Raw genomic sequence first — 223 nt, forward strand, 5'->3', positions numbered from 1 at the left:
CGATATACCTTCAAGTGGTGGAATTCAAAGGATGCTATGCATCCCTCTGAAAAAACTTAATGGTTGGTTGTTCAGTATTAACCCTGCGAAAGTTAAAGCAAGCATTCGCAATAAACTCATTCAATATCAGGAAGAATGCTTTGCTGCTCTGTATGATTACTGGACTAAGGGTTATGCCTCTCGTAAGAAATTAAACCTCTCAGAGGCCGAGATAGAAGCACAT

At 39.9% G+C, this 223-nt stretch carries 1 protein-coding gene; it reads left to right on the top strand.

Features of this window, described 5'->3' with window-relative positions:
- Positions 1–4 precede the first annotated feature (4 nt).
- A partial coding sequence (locus AAC854_RS23960) for a phage antirepressor N-terminal domain-containing protein (RefSeq protein ID WP_340619220.1) occupies positions 5–223 on the top strand: 219 nt, incomplete at its 3' end.

Source organism: Xenorhabdus entomophaga, from assembly GCF_037996725.1.
Classification (GTDB): Bacteria; Pseudomonadota; Gammaproteobacteria; order Enterobacterales; family Enterobacteriaceae; genus Xenorhabdus; species Xenorhabdus khoisanae.